This window comes from Actinoplanes xinjiangensis, assembly GCF_003148685.1.
Lineage (GTDB): Bacteria > Actinomycetota > Actinomycetes > Mycobacteriales > Micromonosporaceae > Actinoplanes > Actinoplanes xinjiangensis.
On the sequence record NZ_QGGR01000024.1, the window covers coordinates 83223 to 99640 of the forward strand.

General features: G+C 68.4%; 14 protein-coding genes. 1 reads left to right on the forward strand and 13 read right to left on the reverse strand.

Annotated elements, in window-relative coordinates; all coding sequences use genetic code 11:
• Positions 1-7: 7 nt before the first annotated feature.
• From BC793_RS37180 to BC793_RS37205, 6 genes are read right to left on the reverse strand one after another with little or no spacing between them, the layout of a single operon-like run.
• The gene (locus BC793_RS37180; protein ID WP_109601196.1) at positions 8-1210 is read right to left on the reverse strand and encodes an aminotransferase class III-fold pyridoxal phosphate-dependent enzyme; all 1203 of its coding nucleotides are present in this window, start codon (positions 1208-1210) and stop codon (positions 8-10) included.
• Positions 1207-2370, reverse strand: a complete 1164-nt coding sequence (locus BC793_RS37185; RefSeq protein ID WP_146246626.1) for a pyridoxal phosphate-dependent aminotransferase — start codon at positions 2368-2370, stop codon at positions 1207-1209. Before BC793_RS37185 ends, BC793_RS37180 begins: the two co-directional genes overlap by 4 nt.
• A 38-nt stretch (positions 2371-2408) precedes the next feature.
• Complete coding sequence (locus tag BC793_RS37190; protein WP_109601200.1) at positions 2409-3362, reverse strand: alpha-ketoacid dehydrogenase subunit beta; 954 nt, start codon at positions 3360-3362, stop codon at positions 2409-2411.
• A complete protein-coding gene (locus tag BC793_RS37195; protein ID WP_109601202.1) occupies positions 3359-4354 on the reverse strand; it encodes a thiamine pyrophosphate-dependent dehydrogenase E1 component subunit alpha in 996 nt (331 codons plus the stop codon). The genes BC793_RS37190 and BC793_RS37195 overlap by 4 nt, the downstream gene beginning before the upstream one ends.
• 20 nt (positions 4355-4374) lie before the next feature.
• On the reverse strand, positions 4375-4944 hold the full coding sequence (locus tag BC793_RS37200; RefSeq protein ID WP_109601204.1) for an O-methyltransferase: 570 nt from the start codon (positions 4942-4944) through the stop codon (positions 4375-4377).
• Positions 4941-5825, reverse strand: a complete 885-nt coding sequence (locus BC793_RS37205; RefSeq protein WP_158319488.1) for an LLM class flavin-dependent oxidoreductase — start codon at positions 5823-5825, stop codon at positions 4941-4943. Before BC793_RS37205 ends, BC793_RS37200 begins: the two co-directional genes overlap by 4 nt.
• 222 nt (positions 5826-6047) lie before the next feature.
• Here BC793_RS37205 and BC793_RS37210 point away from each other — a divergent pair, with 222 nt between their 5' ends.
• Positions 6048-7292 carry a YlbE family protein gene (locus BC793_RS37210; protein WP_109601207.1) on the forward strand — a complete coding sequence of 415 codons (1245 nt, stop codon included), beginning with the start codon at positions 6048-6050 and terminating at the stop codon, positions 7290-7292.
• A 43-nt stretch (positions 7293-7335) separates the two neighbouring features.
• Here the strand turns inward: BC793_RS37210 and BC793_RS37215 are convergent, their stop codons facing one another.
• From BC793_RS37215 to BC793_RS37250, 7 genes are all read right to left on the reverse strand, one after another.
• Positions 7336-8988 (reverse strand): ABC transporter ATP-binding protein, encoded by a 1653-nt coding sequence (locus tag BC793_RS37215; RefSeq protein WP_158319489.1) that lies wholly within the window; start codon positions 8986-8988, stop codon positions 7336-7338.
• 20 nt (positions 8989-9008) lie between these two features.
• Positions 9009-10781 carry an ABC transporter ATP-binding protein gene (locus tag BC793_RS37220; RefSeq protein ID WP_109601211.1) on the reverse strand — a complete coding sequence of 591 codons (1773 nt, stop codon included), beginning with the start codon at positions 10779-10781 and terminating at the stop codon, positions 9009-9011.
• 1195 nt (positions 10782-11976) lie between these two features.
• Complete coding sequence (locus BC793_RS37230; RefSeq protein ID WP_239170487.1) at positions 11977-12471, reverse strand: hypothetical protein; 495 nt, start codon at positions 12469-12471, stop codon at positions 11977-11979.
• 48 nt (positions 12472-12519) lie between these two features.
• Positions 12520-13578 carry a pectinesterase family protein gene (locus BC793_RS37235; RefSeq protein ID WP_109601215.1) on the reverse strand — a complete coding sequence of 353 codons (1059 nt, stop codon included), beginning with the start codon at positions 13576-13578 and terminating at the stop codon, positions 12520-12522.
• 265 nt (positions 13579-13843) lie between these two features.
• Positions 13844-14908 (reverse strand): glycoside hydrolase family 43 protein, encoded by a 1065-nt coding sequence (locus BC793_RS37240; RefSeq protein ID WP_109601217.1) that lies wholly within the window; start codon positions 14906-14908, stop codon positions 13844-13846.
• Between the two features lie 202 nt (positions 14909-15110).
• A complete protein-coding gene (locus BC793_RS37245) occupies positions 15111-15302 on the reverse strand; it encodes a hypothetical protein (protein ID WP_109601219.1) in 192 nt (63 codons plus the stop codon).
• A 53-nt stretch (positions 15303-15355) separates the two neighbouring features.
• Positions 15356-16330, reverse strand: coding sequence for a PaaX family transcriptional regulator (locus BC793_RS37250; protein WP_109601305.1), 975 nt, complete (start codon positions 16328-16330; stop codon positions 15356-15358).
• Between the last annotated feature and the right edge of the window lie 88 nt (positions 16331-16418).

The following is a 16418-nucleotide window of genomic DNA, read 5'->3' on the forward strand; positions in this document are numbered from 1 at the left end:
CGCGTCCTCAGCCGGGCAGCGCGGAGCGGATGGTCGTGATCGCGGCGGCCAGCTGAGCCGCCGGCGTGGTCAACGGTGGGGCGATCCGGATGCGCTCGCCGTGGCTGCCGCCGGCGAACACGAGCACGCCGTCGTCGAATGCCCGCCGGACGATGTCCCGGCTGCTCACCCCGAGTGGCTCGAACGACAGCGCGGGCCCGGTCAGGTACACCCGACGGGCCAGGCCGTGGCTGGTCAGATGCTCCGCGAGGCGGCTCAGCTGGGTCTCGACCGCGCCGGCCATCGCGCCGACGTCGTTCTCGTCGATGTAGCGGCACACCTGGGCGGCCGCTACCGGCCCGAGCGTTGCGGTCTGGAAGGTGTGCGCCAGGTAGACCGGGGCGGTGGCCCTCTCCTCCAGGAACCGGCGATACACCACCGCGGACAGCGGGTACATTCCGTTGGTCAGCGACTTGCCGTAGAGGGTGATGTCGGCGTCGAGGCCGGCGGCCGTGGACGGGCTCAGCGTTCCGTGTCGGTAGAACCCGCACTGGATCTCGTCGGCGATGGTGACCACGCCGGCCGCCCGGGCCGTCATGACCAGCTCGTGCAGCCAGTCGGCGGGCAACGGGACGTAGCCGTTGGCACCCTGCACCGGTTCGAAGATCAGGCACGACACCCCGGTCCAGTCACGCGGCACCTCACCGACCCGCAGATGCCGGACCTCCCCGGCGACCAGTGCCGGCAGTCCGGTGTCCTGCAACGAGAACTCCCGCTGCACGGTGGTGACGGCGGCCGCGTCGACGCCGAGACCGTGAAACGCGCCCTCGATGGCCAGTACCCGCCCGGGACGGTGACGGCGGGCCAGGGCCAGCGCGGTAGATACGGCGAAGCTGCCGCCGACCTGGTACAGAACCCGCCGGTCAGTCGCGCGGCCGAGACGTCCGCACAGCCATGCCGCGACCTGCTCGGCCTCGGGCACGTGGAACAGGGCCGCCAGGTCGGAGGAACGGCGCAGCGCCTGTTCGATGAACGGGTTGCGGTGACCGAAATTGACCGACGCGTACGCCGACATCAGGTCGGTGCACTCGCGTTCCCGGCCGGCCATGTCACGCAGCCGCAGGGTCGCGTTGTCCGCGTCGAGCAGTTCATAACGGCCCGGCAGGACAGCCGACTCGTCGAGTGCGCTGAGACACCGGACGCGGTCGGTGAGCACGGCTGATCCGGTCATCTCTCCTCCATCGTGCGCTGCAGAAACAGGTGCATCCGGTCGAAGGCCGCCGTCAGCTGCTGTGGGCTACGGGTGAACGCCACGCGGACGTATCCCTGGCCGCCTGTCCCGAAGATGTGCCCCGGCATGACGACCACGCCGGTCTCCTCGAGCAGCCGTTGCGCGAACTCGCCGTCGGACAGTCCAGTGGCCCGGATGTCGGGGAAGGCGTAGAGCGAGCCGGTGGGGGCCACCAGCGACAGCCCTGGCATCGCCCGAAGCCGCCGGACGGTCAAATCTCTACGCTCGCGGTGGACGGCCGCGTACCCGGCGGCGACCCGCTGGCTCTCGGTACTGGTCAATGCCGGCACCAGCGCCTGCTGGACGAACGCAGGCATGCAACAGTTGGTGTTGGTCATCAACACCGCGAAATCGGCGGCCAGCGCGTCGGGCACCAGTACGACGCCGGCCCGCCAGCCGCACATGGCGTGACTCTTGGACAGCGTCTCGGCGACGATCACCCGGTCCGCCGGCAACGCCGACAACTCCCGGTCGGCGTCCACACCGTCGAAGTTCAGCGATCGGTACGCCTCGTCGCGCAGCACGTGGCAGTCGTACGAGCCGACGAGTTCTGCCAGCCGCGGCCCGAACCCGGCCGGCAGAGACGTCCCGGTCGGATTGTGCGGGCTGTTCAGCACGATCAACCGGGTCCGGGCGTTGAGCAGGGCGGCCAGGTCGGCGATGTCGGGCTGGAAGCCGTTCTCGGCACGTAGCCGGTAGCCGACTGGTACGGCGTCGGCGAGGCGGGTCAACTCGGCGTACACCGGATAGCCGGGATCCGGGATGAGCACCTCGTCTCCAGGCTCGGCCAGGGCGAGCAGCGCGAAGTGCAACGCCATGTTGCTGCCGGGCACCAGCAGGATGTTGTTCGGCCCGAGCGGGTGACCGAGCCGCTCGCTGTAGTGGCGGGCCAGCCGTGACCGTACCGCCGGGTCGCCGGCTGGTTGGGTGTAGCCGGTGTCGCCGCGGCGGGCGCTGTCGGCCATCGCGGTCACGATGTACGACGGGGTCGGCAGGTCAGGCTCGCCGAGTCCCAGCTGGAAGATCTCGCGGCCCGATCGGGCCATTTCGTCGGCCCGGTGCTGCACCGCGAAGGCCGACTGACGATGCAGCCGGTCCACCGGCCGCTGCCCGTGGGCTGCCCGCAGAGCCGGGCCGGTCACCCGTCGGCGTCCAGCAGACGGCGGACCTCGTCGACGATCCGCTGTTCGGTAGGCCAGGTCAGGTCCTCGAGCGCCGGCGAGGAAGGCACCGGCACGTCCGGCTGGCAGACGAAACCGACCCGGCCACCGAGGGCGGCCAGAGCGTCCGGGCGTTCGGCGAGGCGGCCGAGGATCTGCACCGGGGCCCCGGAACGCGGCCCGTCGTCGACCACGATCAGTCGACCGGTCCGGGCGACCGAATCCGCGATCGCCGGCACGTCGAGCGGTGCCAAGGTGCGCGGGTCGAGCACGTCGCAATCGGTACCGGCGTTGCTCAGCGACTCTGCGGCGGCAAGTGCCACCGGCACGGCTCCACCGATCGCGACGATCGTCGCCGCGTCGCCGCGTCGTAGTAGGGCCGCGACGCCGAATGGTAGCGGCGGGGTGCCGAGAGCGGCGCTGAGACCGCGCTGCCGGTTGAGTTCCGGCGCGACGAAGTACAGCACCGGACCGGGCCACCGCACCGCGGTACGCAACAGGCCACACGCCTCGGCAAGTGAGCCCGGAACCACCACGGTCAAGCCGGGTGTCTGCATGAACAGCCCGTACGTGCACTGCTCGTTCTGCGGGCCGAGCTGCTGTCGGCCACGCGTGGCCGCGGTCACCACCATCGGCACCCGGTAGCCGCCGCCGCTCTGGTAATGCATCCGGCCGGCGTGGTTGACCAGTTGGTCCATGGTGAGCAGGCCGAACGAGGCCCGGTTCAGGTCGACGATCGGCCGCAGCCCACTCATCGCGGCGCCTACGCCCATGCCGACCATGGCCTGTTCCGAGATGGCGCAGATCCGCACCCGGTCGGCTCCGAAGCGTCCGCGCAGCGCGGCGGGGCTGTTGGTGGCGAGGAAAACCAGGGTGGGGTCCCGGTCGAACTCCTCCTGCACCACGACATCGAGCAGTCCGACCTCGTTCATGCCGCACCCGCCAGTACGTGCGTGTGGACCTCGGCGGCGGCCGGCCAGGGCGCCGATCGGGCCGCCTGAACGGCCTGCTCCACTCGTGCACGGGCCTCGGCCCGAAGCGGTTCGGCGCTGAGGTGAATGTCGAGTTCGGCGGCGCGGGTCAGTGCCACGGTGAGTGGGTCGCGTTGCAGCCACGCGGCCAGCTCGTCCGGGGGCCGCACCTCCGGCGACGGCCGTTCGAACTGCAGGTGGAACTTGGTGAGGTAGGTGCGGGCCTCGATGAACGTCGGTCCCTCACCGGCCCGGGCCGCGGCGACCGCACTCCGGGCCGCGGCCGCGACCGCCAGCACGTCGTTGCCGTCGACCGCCACCGCGCGAACGCGATGGGCCTCAGCGATGCGCAGCACCGATACCTCGGGGTAGATGTCCTCGGTGCGGTTGCCGGCCTGGTAGCCGTTGTGCTCACAGACCAGGACCAGCGGCAGGCGCTGCACCGAGGCGAGGTTGAGCGTCTCGTGCACCACGCCGCTGCCCAGGGCCCCGTCACCGAAGAACGCCACGGCCACCGAGCTGTCCCCACGGACCTGGGCGGTCATCGCGGCCCCGGCGGCGACCGGGATGCCGGCACCGACAATGCCGCTGGACATCAGCAGGTTACGCCGCGGATCGCCGATCAATGCGGCGGCCTTTCCTCCGCAGACACCGTTGGCCCGGCCGAACAGTTCGGCGGTGAGTCCGTTGAGGTCGACGCCACGCGCCAGCGCGTGCCCGTGCCCGCGGTAGTGACTGACCACGGAGTCGCCGTCGCCCAGGGCTGCGCAGACCCCCACCGCGATGGCTTCCTGCCCGATGTACGGGTGCACCGGGCCCACCACCTCACCGGCTTTGCGCAGCTCGAGCAGGCGGTCCTCGAACTCGCGGATCAGTGCCATGCCGGCGAACAGGGACGCCAGGTCGGCCGGCGGCGCGGCGGTCTCCTCAAGGGTGGCTGGTATCGACGTCATGGCTCTCTCCTCACAAGGGCTCACTGGTGGCAGCGGGTGGCGATGGTGATGCCGGTTCCAGCCCGCAGCTGGACCGAGGCCAGGCGTGGATCCTCGGCCAGGGTCTGCTCGACGCGCCGTACCGTGGCTCGGTGCTCCGGATCCGGATAGCGGGCCGGGTCCATGTCGTCCACGACGAGGACGCCGCCAGGTGCGAGCACGGAGATGGTGCGGTCCAGGCCGGTCCATTTGCCGGCGACCGCGTCGGCGAAGATGAGATTGAACCGGCCCAGCTCCGGCAACAGCGGCTCGGCGTCGCCAGCCACGATCTCGACGTACGGCGGCCATCCGGCTTCGCGGACGGCGGCGACCAGTTCGGTGTCGATCTCGACCGTGACGACAGTGGCGTCGGTACGGCCGGTCAGGCCGCTGACGAGCCAGGCCGTACCCACCCCGGCTCCGGTGCCGAGCTCCAGAATCCGCGCATGCGGCGGGGTGGCTGCAGCCAGCGCCGCCAGCAGCGGGCCGGTCGGGTCTTCGCAGGAGGCCGGGAATGCCAGTCGCCCGGCACGCCGGATCGACTCGGTCACCCGCTCGGGAACGGCTCTCATCGGATACTCCCCAGACTGATCGGTGCGGTGTGGGATAGGGGCAGGGCGACTTCGGCGGCCAGCCGCGGCAGCAGCGCTGCCCCGGCGGGGGCGGGTAGCTCCAGGACGATGTGACGGGCGCCCGCCCTGATCAGGCGTTCGGTCCAGAGGCGGGTGGCGCCTAGGTCGGCCGCGACGACCGGCACCTGGACCGAGATAGTCACGTCAGCGATGTCCCGCCCGGCCGCTGTGCATCGCTCGGCGAGCACCGCGATGCCGCGGCGCAGGGCGGCCGGCTGGCTCGTCCCGGCGTTCCACACGTCGGCGTGCCGGGCCACCACGGCCAGTGCGCGCCGTCCGGTCGCGCCCAGCACGAACGTCGGCTGTCGTGGAGGACGCGGGTTCAGCCGTGCTCCGGCGAGCCGGTAGTGGACGCCGTCGAACCACACCTCATCCTCGGTGCAGAGCCGCCGCACGACGGTGCAGGCTTCGTCCCAGCGGGCCAACCGCACGCCGGGCGACGGCAGGTCGATTCCCATCCGTTGATGTTCCGCCTCGTGCCACGCGGCGCCGAAGCCGAAGTCCACGCGGCCACCGGAGATGTGGTCGACCGTGGCGAGCATGCTGGCCAGCACCGCGGGATGGCGGTGCGTGTTGCCGGTTACCAGGACACCGACTCGCAGCCGCCGGGTGTGGGTGGCAAGTGCGGCCAGCGTTGTCCACGCTTCCAGACACGGGCCGGCGGGATCGGCGTTGACGGGCTGGAAGTGGTCGTAGAGCCAGGCGTGTTCCCAGATCGGCTCGGCGTCCCCGGCCGCCCAGAGACGCACGAGTTCGTCGAACGAGGTTGACTGCTGTGGTGTCTTGAACCCGAAACTGACTCCCGGACTCGCCTCGCTCACGACTGCTCCCGCGGATTCGACTGGCGATTCTATGCCGCTAATGGCGGCTGACCGTATCGGCATGGGCCGTTATGGCAGGCGCCAGTTAATCCCACAGCCGGATCGACGTCAACCACTCGTCCCATCCCTCGGAAACAATTGACGACAATGTTCGGTTGACTTTCCGTGTGCCCGTGCAACACCATCGGAACGACACCGACCGCCAATGCAAGAAGGTTCAGCATGCACATTTCCAACGAGACGTATGGCGTCGAGCACTGGGACGCAGCGCAGGTTTCTTTCACCAGGATCGAGCGTGCCGCGACGGTCTGCCCGGATCTCGGCCCACGTACCTTCCTCCATGCCGGACCGCCGATCGAAGCGGGTGAACTGCCAGGTCCAACGCGTAGTGCCCTCATCGGGGCGCTGCTGTTGGAGAGGCAGGCCGACACCCCTTCGGAAGCGGCGCGCCTCCTCGACAAGGAGGCGCTCACGCTGATGCCGGGGCATGACTTTAATGCGGTCGGGCCGATGACCGGCATCATTTCAGCATCCACGCCGGTGGTCGTCGCCACGGATTCCGCAGGACGTACGGCTTTCAGCCCGTTGAGTGAGGGTGCGGGCCGCTGTCTGAGGTTCGGATCCCATGACGAACGTACAATTCAGCGCATCCGGTGGATCCTCGCCGAAGCTTTACCGGTCATCAATTCAGCATTCCAGGGAACGTCGCTGAACATCAGCCGGATAATCCGCTCCGCACTGGAGCATGGCGATGAATGTCACAGTCGGTCCGTTGCTGCAACCAATCAATTCCTTATCCAATTCCTTGCCGGGGCCGTACGGAACGGCGTCGAGTCGGACCGGCTGACCCGCGTCTTCCGGTGGATGAACATGGACGCCCAATTCTTCGGCACCTTCACCATGGCGGCGGCCAGGATTCTTGCCGACTCGGTGCACGGAGTCCCCGGAAGCCCGGTCGTCACCGCCATCGCCGCCAACGGCTGCCGGGTCGGTATCCGGGTCAGCGGCCTGGGTGACCGCTGGTTTACGGCAGACGCCCCCGTCGGACACACCGTCCTGTTCTCCGGCTTCGACCCCGGCGACGTCCTGCCGATCATGGGGGACTCGTGTGTGACCGAGGTCGTCGGCCTGGGCGCGCTGTCCCTGCCCGCCAGCCCGGTCGTCGCCGCCCACCTCGGGCTGGACATCGACGACGTACGCCAGCGCGAGCGCGACATGGAACGGATCACCGTGACCCGCAGCGGCCGGTACCGGCTGCCGATGGCCGGATTCCCCGGCATTCCACAGGGCATCGATGTGCGCCGGGTCATCGATGCCAGCATCGTGCCGATGATCAATACCGGACTGGTGCACCGGGATCCGGCGATCGGCCAGATCGGCGCGGGCCTGGCCCCGATCCCGCTGTCCGTCTTCCAGGCGGCCGCCGCGGCCCTGGTAGAGGCGACGCGCTCACAGCCCGCACGCTGAGCCGGAATCGGTGAGCGCCCGGCGCTGGCGGGCCCGTGCGGCCTCACGGCTCCAGCTCCCGGGCGCACATCGCCGCGAATACGCCGCCCTGGCGTAGCAACTGCTGAGGGTCGCCGTCCTCCACGAGCCGCCCGCCGTCAAGCAACAGCACCCGATCGGCGTAGCGCAACGTCGACAGCCGGTGTGCCACGAAGACCACCGGCCCCGCAGCGCCGAGGTCCCGGATGACCTTCATGGCCCTCTCCTCGGTCAGCGAGTCGAGCGCGGAGGTGGGCTCGTCGAACAGCGCCATCAGCGGCCGCTGCGACTGGCAGGCCCGTAGCAGGCACAGCCGCTGGCGCTCACCACCCGACAACGCCGCGCGGGGCAGGGCGCCGCCCGGCGCTTGGGCCGCGCGCTGCAGTACCGGATCGAGGCCGAGTTCGGCGGCCAGCCGATCGGTCCGATCCTCGTCCGGCTCGGCGCGGTGGCCGTAGTACAAGTTCTCCCGTAGTGAGCCGGTGAAGAAGTAGGGGAACTGCGGCATGTAGGTGACCCGCCGGCGCCACTGCTCCCGGTCGACCTCCTCCAACGTAAGCGATCCGTCGACGACGATCGTGCCCTGATCCGGGCGGATGAGCCCGGACAGGACGTCCAACAGAGTGCTCTTGCCCCCGCCGCTAGCCCCCACCACCGCCACGACCTGCCCGCGGTGCAAGGTGAGCGCCGGCACGTCAAGCACCGCGGGCCGTCCGGGATGGTCGACGCGGATTTGGCGCAAATCGATGACATCGACCAGGTCCGGCGCCGGTGTGGTGCCGGTGGGCTCCGGTTCGGCACTGAACACCGCGGAGATCCGCTGGCGCCGCTCTCGGGCCTCACCGCGCTGCCGGTGCCAAGCGTTCCAGTCGACGACCGCCTTCGAGACACGCGACGTGTAGCCGTACGCCATCACGAAGGCGCCGACACCGATCTCGCCGTGCACCACCAGCAGCCCTCCACCGATCAGCAACGCGATCCGGCCGGTCGCCTCGAGGGATCCGATGCGGGCAGCGTTGCGGGCATCGACCGATGCCTTGGCCACGTCGGCGGCGAGCACCACGTCGTGTGCCATGCGCTCACATTCGCGTAGTTCCCAGCGGCGTGCGCCGCTGGAACGGGTCAGCGGCAGAATGTCGAGCCGCTCCCGGAAGTACTCGTGCATCCGGTCGGCGCCGTCCACGACATCGACCGAGGCGCGGTCGTCAGTACGGGTGGCGAGACGCAGGTTGATCGCGAACGGAATCATCGTCGCCGCCAGAACCAGCGGCAGCAGCGGATGTTGTGCCAGTAGGATCACCGCCACCACCGACACGGCAAGCAGGCCACGCACCGCCTCGAACAGCACCCGATGGTTCGCGACGAGAAATTTCACGTCGCTGGTCGCCCGGCTGAGCACCGCTCCGGTACGGGCCTCGGCGAACCACGGGACCGGCAGGCTCATCAGGTGTGCAAGAAGTCGCCGGCGCAACGCGGCCCCGCTGTCCTCGGCGGCCAGCCCTTGCGCCAGTTCCCAGCGCCAGAACATCAGGCCGTCCAGGAACGGCAGCACGACCAGCGCTGCCGCGCCCAGTAAGAAAGCCCGGCTGTCGCCATCCACCAGCGCGCCCACCACCAGACCCGCAACGAGCGGCACCGCGAGCGCGACGGCCTCCTGCGCGGCGAGGACCGGCAGCACACTGTTCCACCGTCGATCGATCATGAGGTATGCCGTTCCGGGGCGAGCGAGAACTGACTGCGGTGCAGCCGGGCATAGGTACCGGACGCCGCGAGTAGCTCGTCGTGCCGGCCCTGTTCCGCCACCCGGCCGTTCTCCACCACGAGGATCCGGTCACAGTGGCGCAAGGTGATCAGCCGGTGAGCGATCACCATGACGGTCCGGCCGGCGGCAAGCCGGTCCTGCGCCTCCCGGACCCGGCGTTCGGAGTCGCTGTCCAGCGCGCTGGTCGTCTCGTCGAGGACCAGAATCCGGGGGTCGCGCAGGTAGGCGCGAGCGATCGACAAGCGCTGCCGCTCACCGCCGGACAGCTTGACGCCGCGTTCGCCGATGACGGTGTCGAGCTGCTCCGGCAGGCCGCGCACGAACGCGATCAGGTCGGCCTGACCGAGAACCTCCCAGAGCCGTTCGTCACGGGGCACCGGCACGCCGTACGTCAGGTTGTCCCGTACCGTCCCGTTGAGCAGGAAGATCTCCTGGGTGATGTAGGAAATCTGCTGGCGCAGGTCGTCGATGTCCCAGTCGTGCAGCGGCCGGCCGTCGACCAGTACCACGCCCGTGTCCGGCTGGATCAGCCCGATGAGCAGATTCGCGATGGTGGACTTCCCGGCCCCGCTGAGCCCTACGACGCCCAGCCGGCTGCCCGGCTCCAGAACCAGGTCAACGTCGTACAGTACGGCCTGCCCGTCCATGTTCACCGAGACCTGTCGCAGCTCGACCTCGCCGCGCAGGGCCTCTGAACGGGCCGGCAGGTGCGCCGTGGACAGATGGGCCGCGTCGCGCAGTGAGCGCAGGTCGGCCAGCCGGGCCAGATGGATACCGTGCTCGTGCCGGTGCGCGGCCATCCGGGAGGCATGCCAGATGACCTGGCGAAAGAAGGGAAACAGCGCCACCACCGTCAGCAGGTCGCCGATCGACGCGTCACCACGCATGACGTGCCGACCCAGGTACAGATACACCAGCCCTTCGGGGACCAGGAACATGACGTGGTTCAGGAACCCACCAACGCCGAGGGCCCGTAGATGACGCCGGACGGCACCGAGGTACGCATCCTGGGCACGGTCCAGTTTCGCGAGTTCGATGTCGGTGGCGGCGTGATTCTTGACCGTACGTACGCCCTCCACCGCCTCGCGGATGACTCCGCCGATCGCCGGGTAGAGGGCGGTTTGCCCGTTCCAGTGCTGTCCGAGCCGGAACATCAGACGGCGGCGGACCACGATGTATGGCAGGTACACCACACCGCAGATGACCGGAATCAGCGGATCGATCCTCACCACCACCAGCAGGCCGATCATGGCGGCGACGACGTTGAAGGCAAAATCGCTGAGTAGCAGGCGCATCGCCTCCCGGATGGCGGTGATGCCGTCGGTAAGGCGATGGTAGATCTCGTCCAAGCCTAGCTTCGTCATCGCCGGGATGTCCTTATGCTGCAGCAGCGCGAACGTCTCCAGGCGCAAGCGAGCGACCCCGGCAGCGATCGCAACCTCGATGTTGCGCGTCGATTCCGTCCGGGCCAGCGCGGAGATCACCATCAGCCCGCCCATGGCCAGGGCCGCCCCCAGCATGGCGTCGACCCGTCCCTGTCGCGCCTCGTTGACGAAGCGCCCGAGAAGGACCGCCGCCGCCACACCGCAGAGCGACGCGGTCGTCAGCAGCACTGCCCACACGGCCAGGTGACGCCGGGACCCACTCAGGAGAGCCCATTCAGCATCGGCGATCTCGCGCCAGCTCGCCGCGGCGGTGTTACCGGTCATTGCCCGCGGGAAGGCCGGTGAACGTGGTCATTCCGAGTGAACTCCCTGCTCGGTCGAATCGGGAAGGGCCGGCATGGGTGGTTTTCCACCACGAATTGATGGCCGTGCCGCAGTGCTGCAAGAACGCGCCCCAGGATGCCCGGTGGGGCCACTGAGCTGGTGTCGAGCCGTGTTCCGGTAGGAACCCCTGGCTTCACGTGCCCGATCCGGGCAGATCGATGCTGCACGATCAATGTCAGCCAAGTCAATGCTTTGCAGCGCTGCAACAGCGCTGCAAAGGGCGCTACGCCGACGCGCCGCTCCGGCTCCGCGCGATCTTTTTCCAGGTCAGACCGCTGGGCAGGTTTTGTCGAGCTGAAACCTGTGAATTTGAGTCCAGACCCTCCACGCTGCACCTTGGTATGGTGCTTTGTGGTCAGTCGCTCTTCCGTTTGTTGTTGAGCTCGCGCCCTCCGCCGTCTACAGGTGTTCGTCGCTGCCGCACTGCCTTCAGGTGAGCAGTGGTGCCGCGGAACGGTGCGCGACACGCCGCTGCTGATTGATAAAGACCCTGCGTGACGCCAGTCATGGCGTCATGTCAGCGCTCGCCTGAAGCCCGCTGATGTCCTCGATGTGAGGAACAAATCATCCACGTCAATCGATGGCTACCCGCTCCCAGTCTCAAGCAACGTGAGCAGCGACGCGGCAGATGAACCATGCGTCGCCCGGTGCGTCAAGCAGATCTGAGCTCCGTCCCATGCGGACCGACGTGCCCCCTGGCAAGCGGCAGTCGTCGTGAACCGTACCGTCCACCCAAGGGCACACATCGATATCGACGACCTCGTGACGGGCGCTATCCCACCGCACCCACCACCACCGCTCGCCGTCCTGCGCGGCCATCACGAAAGCGACATGTGCGTCCTCGTGACCCATGCCCAGCTCACAATGAGCCTGACGCAACGGGGAACCCAACCGGAGCCGCTGCGCTAAAAGAACCTCGAACTCGGAATTCCTCACCACGGTTGAAATCCCGCACCTCGACAGTTCCGGCATCGAGTCTGAGCTGCGGCTCGTCTCTGAAATCTACCCCCACGTAGTCCAGCCCACTTGTCGGCCGCTTCGGCCAGGCGCATGCCGCCGATCGCGATCTAGGTATGGTCGTAGCCGAGCCTCTCACCCACCTGGAAGCCGTAGGCGGTGACGGCGAGCTGACTGCTCATGGCGCCCGCGGTGATCGAGTCTTCGGCGAAAATGACCAGTTTAGCCCGATTTGGCGGCTTGAACGTGCTCGCACCGAGTCGAGGACCAGACCTTGGAAAGCAGCGTCGCCGGTGTACGAACCGGCCACCTGCCGGTAGCTCATGATCAATGTGTGGTTGCCGGCCCCCAGCGCGGTCGGGGTCAGGTTGATGGTGTCGGAGCCGCTGAACGGGGTGAACGCCTTGCCGTCGACGCTCGCCCACAGGTGGATGGTGTCGCGCAGCTTTATCTTCACCGGCCTGCCGGTGAACCCGGACCGCAGGTATGCCCTCGCCCAGTACGCTCCGTAGGCCGCGGGGTTCGTCTTGTCCCACCGGCCGACGAAGTTGATGTTCGGGTCGCTCGGGGTGCCGTCACCGGCCGCCGCGTCGGCCCGTGAGATGGGCAGAGCCGCGATGAGCACCGTCGCGGCGACGGCGAGGAGGGCTGAGGTAAGCGTGTCTCGCCGCATGATCATGAGGGTCCTCCGGCTCGGTCGCGGAGTCGCCGGGGCTGTTCGTCAGCGGATGGGGTTCCAGCCGTCCGTACCGGCCAGGTAGGCGGTGGGCGTGTACTGGGTGGCGGTGGAAGCGCTCATCTGGGGCCGGTTGGCGTTGATGACGGCACCGGCGCCGGTGCTGCTGTACTCGGCGAACCGGGCGGTCTTCCACGAGAAGCCGGACATGTCGGTCCAGGGGTCGTTGCGGATGTGCGCGCCCATGGTGACGCCGCGGTAGAGGACCTGGCCGCGGGCGTTGACGTCGCCGCTGGGGTGCCAGGGCCGGCCCAGGTAGACGGTCTTGGCGGGAGCGTTGCTGGTGAGGGTGGTGCCCCAGAACAGGAATCCGAACTTGTTGTTGATGTCGGTGGCCGCCGCGGTGAGGTAGCCGTTGTTCGATGACGAGCCACGGGTCAGCGAGTGCACCGTGCCGTTCTGGAAGACCATGGTGCCCCGGCCGAAGATGAAGTCGACATCGCCCTCCACGTAGGAGTTGCGGACGTAGAGACGCCGGACCGCGCTCGTGCTGGGCGCGTTGACCAGCAGGGTGTCCTGGTTGCCGAGGATGCGGACGTTGTCCAACTGGACCCGGTCGCCGGAAGTGTTGACCGCGACGGCCTGCTCGGCGTCGAGATTGTTGGCGCCCTCGTTGAAGTCGTTCGCCATCGTCAGATTCCTGATCGTGGTGTCGTTGGCGTTGACGAAGACCGAGGCGCTGCCGGACGTGCCGTAGGTACCGCCACCGGGCTTGGTCTGGCCGGACGCATGTCCCTCGACGATCACCACCTGGCCGGCGGTGCCACCCGCACCGGCCAGCGTGAGGTGCGGCTTGGTGGCGGGGATGGTGACCACACCGCGGTAGGTGCCGGGCTTGATGTTGATGGTGACCGGTACGCCGTTGTTGGCCGCGATACTGTCGATCGCCGCCTGCACGGATCTGAAGTTGCCGCTGCCGTCGGCCGCCACCGTGATGGTCACCGCCGCCGAAGCGGACGGGGTCAGCACCACCGTAGCGGCGAGTGCGCCGACCGCGGCCGCCGTGCCCGAACACCATCGGAGGACACTGCTCGATGTCATCATGCGGTGAACGTTAACATCCATGGATCGCTATATGAAATACCTCTTCACCAGGGCGGATTCCGCATCTGGGGACCGAAATGGCGGTGCGCCAGTGCGGTATCGGAACCAGCGGTGCCGGAACACCGGACCGAAGTGTGTGCGCTTCCCCTGAGGCGACCCTCGGCCGGTTCGCACCGTAGCGGGCCGATCCCGTGGTGGCGCCGCAAGCTCACCGGCCGCTGCGCGACCACGGGAACGCTCGTTCAGTACCGATGACGTGTGCGGGTCACGAGTCGCCGGAGGGGCCCGCGATCGTGACGCCTGTGCGTACCGGCGTGCCGGGGTTGGGTGTGCCGTCGGAGTTCCAGCCGATCTTCTGTGCCCGCGTGGTGCGGGTGGTGCCGCAGCCCTGGCTGGTGGACGAGTTCGCGTGGTAGATGATCCACGTCTCCGCGCCGTCGGGCGACCGTGCGAAGGAGGCGTGGCCCGGGCCGTAGACGCCGTTGGCGTCGCTGCGCTGGAAGATCGGCGTGGACCGCTTCGTCCACGAGGCGGCCGACATCGGGTCTCCGCCGGTCCAGGTCAGCGTGCCGAGCTTGTAGTCGGGGGTGTTACAGGAGCTCGCCGAGTACGTCAGGAACGTCTTTCCGTCGTTGTAGACGGCATACGGACCTTCGTTGACGGCTCCACCCTGCCGCTCCCAGGACAGCGTCGGCGAGGAGATCCGCACACCGTTGCGCGACACCTGGGTCGGTGAGGACATGGGGGCGATGAACAGGCCCTGTTCCCCGCCGCGGAACGCCGAGTACACGAAGTGGTTCGGCCAGCCGTTGAAGCGGACGACGCTGCCGTCGATCGCCCAGCCGTTGTTGGGTTCGAGGTTGAGGATGCCGCGGTAGGTGTACGGCCCGAGCGGATCGGTGCCGTTGCTCTCCAGCACCCCGGTACGGCGCTGGCCCTGGCCCGGCGACGGCTCCGCGGAGAAGTACAGATACCACCGATTGTTGATCCATTGGATGTCCGGCGCCCACATGGTGCAGCAGCCGGGCCCGGCACCCAGGGTGAACACCGTTCGCTCAGGGGCGTTCTTCAGGCCGGCCATCGTGGACGCTGTGCGCATGACAATTCTGGAGGACCATGTCGTGGCCACGTAGTACCAGTTGCCGTTGCTGTAGACGATCGAGGGATCCGCGCTGTTCGGGGAGCCGACGAGGGGATTGGTGAATGAGGGGCCGGGTGCCGCGAGCGCGGGCGAGGCGGGAACCGCTGTGCCCAGGACCGAGGCGAGTATGACTGTTCCCGCGGCCATCAGCATGCGCCGCGCTGTTTTCCATCGGTACATCACCGGCATGAGTGAGTCCTTTCTTCGGGAACTGCGAAGGGGCGGAAGGGGCGCGCATCGTGACGGAGGAGTGGTCGCGCCCTACTGGTCGGTGGCGGCGAGCTGCGGTTGGTGGAGGGTGGCAGGCGCGCCGCGGGGCAAGGCGGCCCGCATGTTTCGGCTATGTTGACGCCAGGTTTCTTGGGAGTGTTAACGCTCACATAGAGATCTGTCAAGGCCTGGTTGCTTCGGCGCGTTCGGTGTTGGCACGGGCGAACACGATGCGCAGCACGTCACCGCGGACGGCGTCGAGGTTCGTGCCGGCTTCCAGAGCGGTGCGGGTCAGGTGCGCCGACGTCTGCAGGTCCCGGTCGCTGCGCTCGGTCCACCTCAGCCTCCGGAACCCGGCCAGGCCACTGATCACCAGCTCGGCAAACCCGATCGCGACGACTGGGTCAGCAGCGCGGTCGCGCGCCCTCAGTGGAAATCCGGCACGCTGTCGGCGACGCGTCCAGCCGAGAGGTCGGCGACGGTGTTGGCGTGGATCCGCGGTGGCGTCGCGGTGAAGTCGGCGACGATGGCGCGAACGTGCCGCTCGGCAGTCTCGGCGAGGCCGTCATAGACCGCGGCGAAGATGAGCCGGGCGTGTTCCCGTGGCCACCCGCCGGGCAGGAGCCGCATCGGTAGTGGCGGGTCCATCGGGGCGAACCGGCGGTAGCTGTCCATCACGGCGGTGCGCGCACGTACCGCTTGTGCCCCACCGAAAGCCCCGGCCCGCACACGGGGCAGAATCTCGCTCCAGTGGCGAACGAAGGTTTCGTACTGCTCGCTGACGGCGTGCAGGTCCCATGCGTCGATAGGGCTCCGGCCCGAGCCGACGGCCAGTTCCGTGTGACGAGCGCGGAAAACGGTTAGATCCTGCAGATTCACTTCCGCGAGGTTCGCCCGGTCTTCGTCCTCGAGTTGGCGCGGCGAGACCCACAGCGCGTCGTACAGCGGCGCGAAGCCTCTCCACCGCAGGTGGTTACGTAGAGCGCGACGCTGTGCGTAACCCTCTTGGGGCACCGAGAACGCCACCAGCGTCCACCAGCCGTCCCACTTCTCAGCGTCCTCGCCGAACGCGACGACCCCCCTCCCTCCGCCGCGCAAATGCGCCGCGACCGACGGCGCCAGGCGGTAGAAGGTGCTCCGCCCCACGCGGTCGCTCTGCAGCACTGACCGCCGCGCGAGACGGCTGATGGCGGTCCGCGCGCCGGCCGCGCTGACGTCAGCCTCGGCCAGGAGCGCCACGAGGGCGCCGGACGGCAGCCAGGCCTCGGTGTACGCGGTGTAGTCAGCAAGAAGCGTGAGAGCCAAGCCTTGTGGTGAACTCCCCGCCTGCCGTCGCGGAAGCTGCAACGAGCCGGACGCGTCGCCGGTGAAGATCTCCTCGATCTCGAACGGGTAATCCACAGAGTCTCCGCACCGCTTCCACTTGTCGACCCCGACTGTAACGCCGTTGATCACCCTTGGCCCGGGTAGGCATCGACGTTCCTGTTTG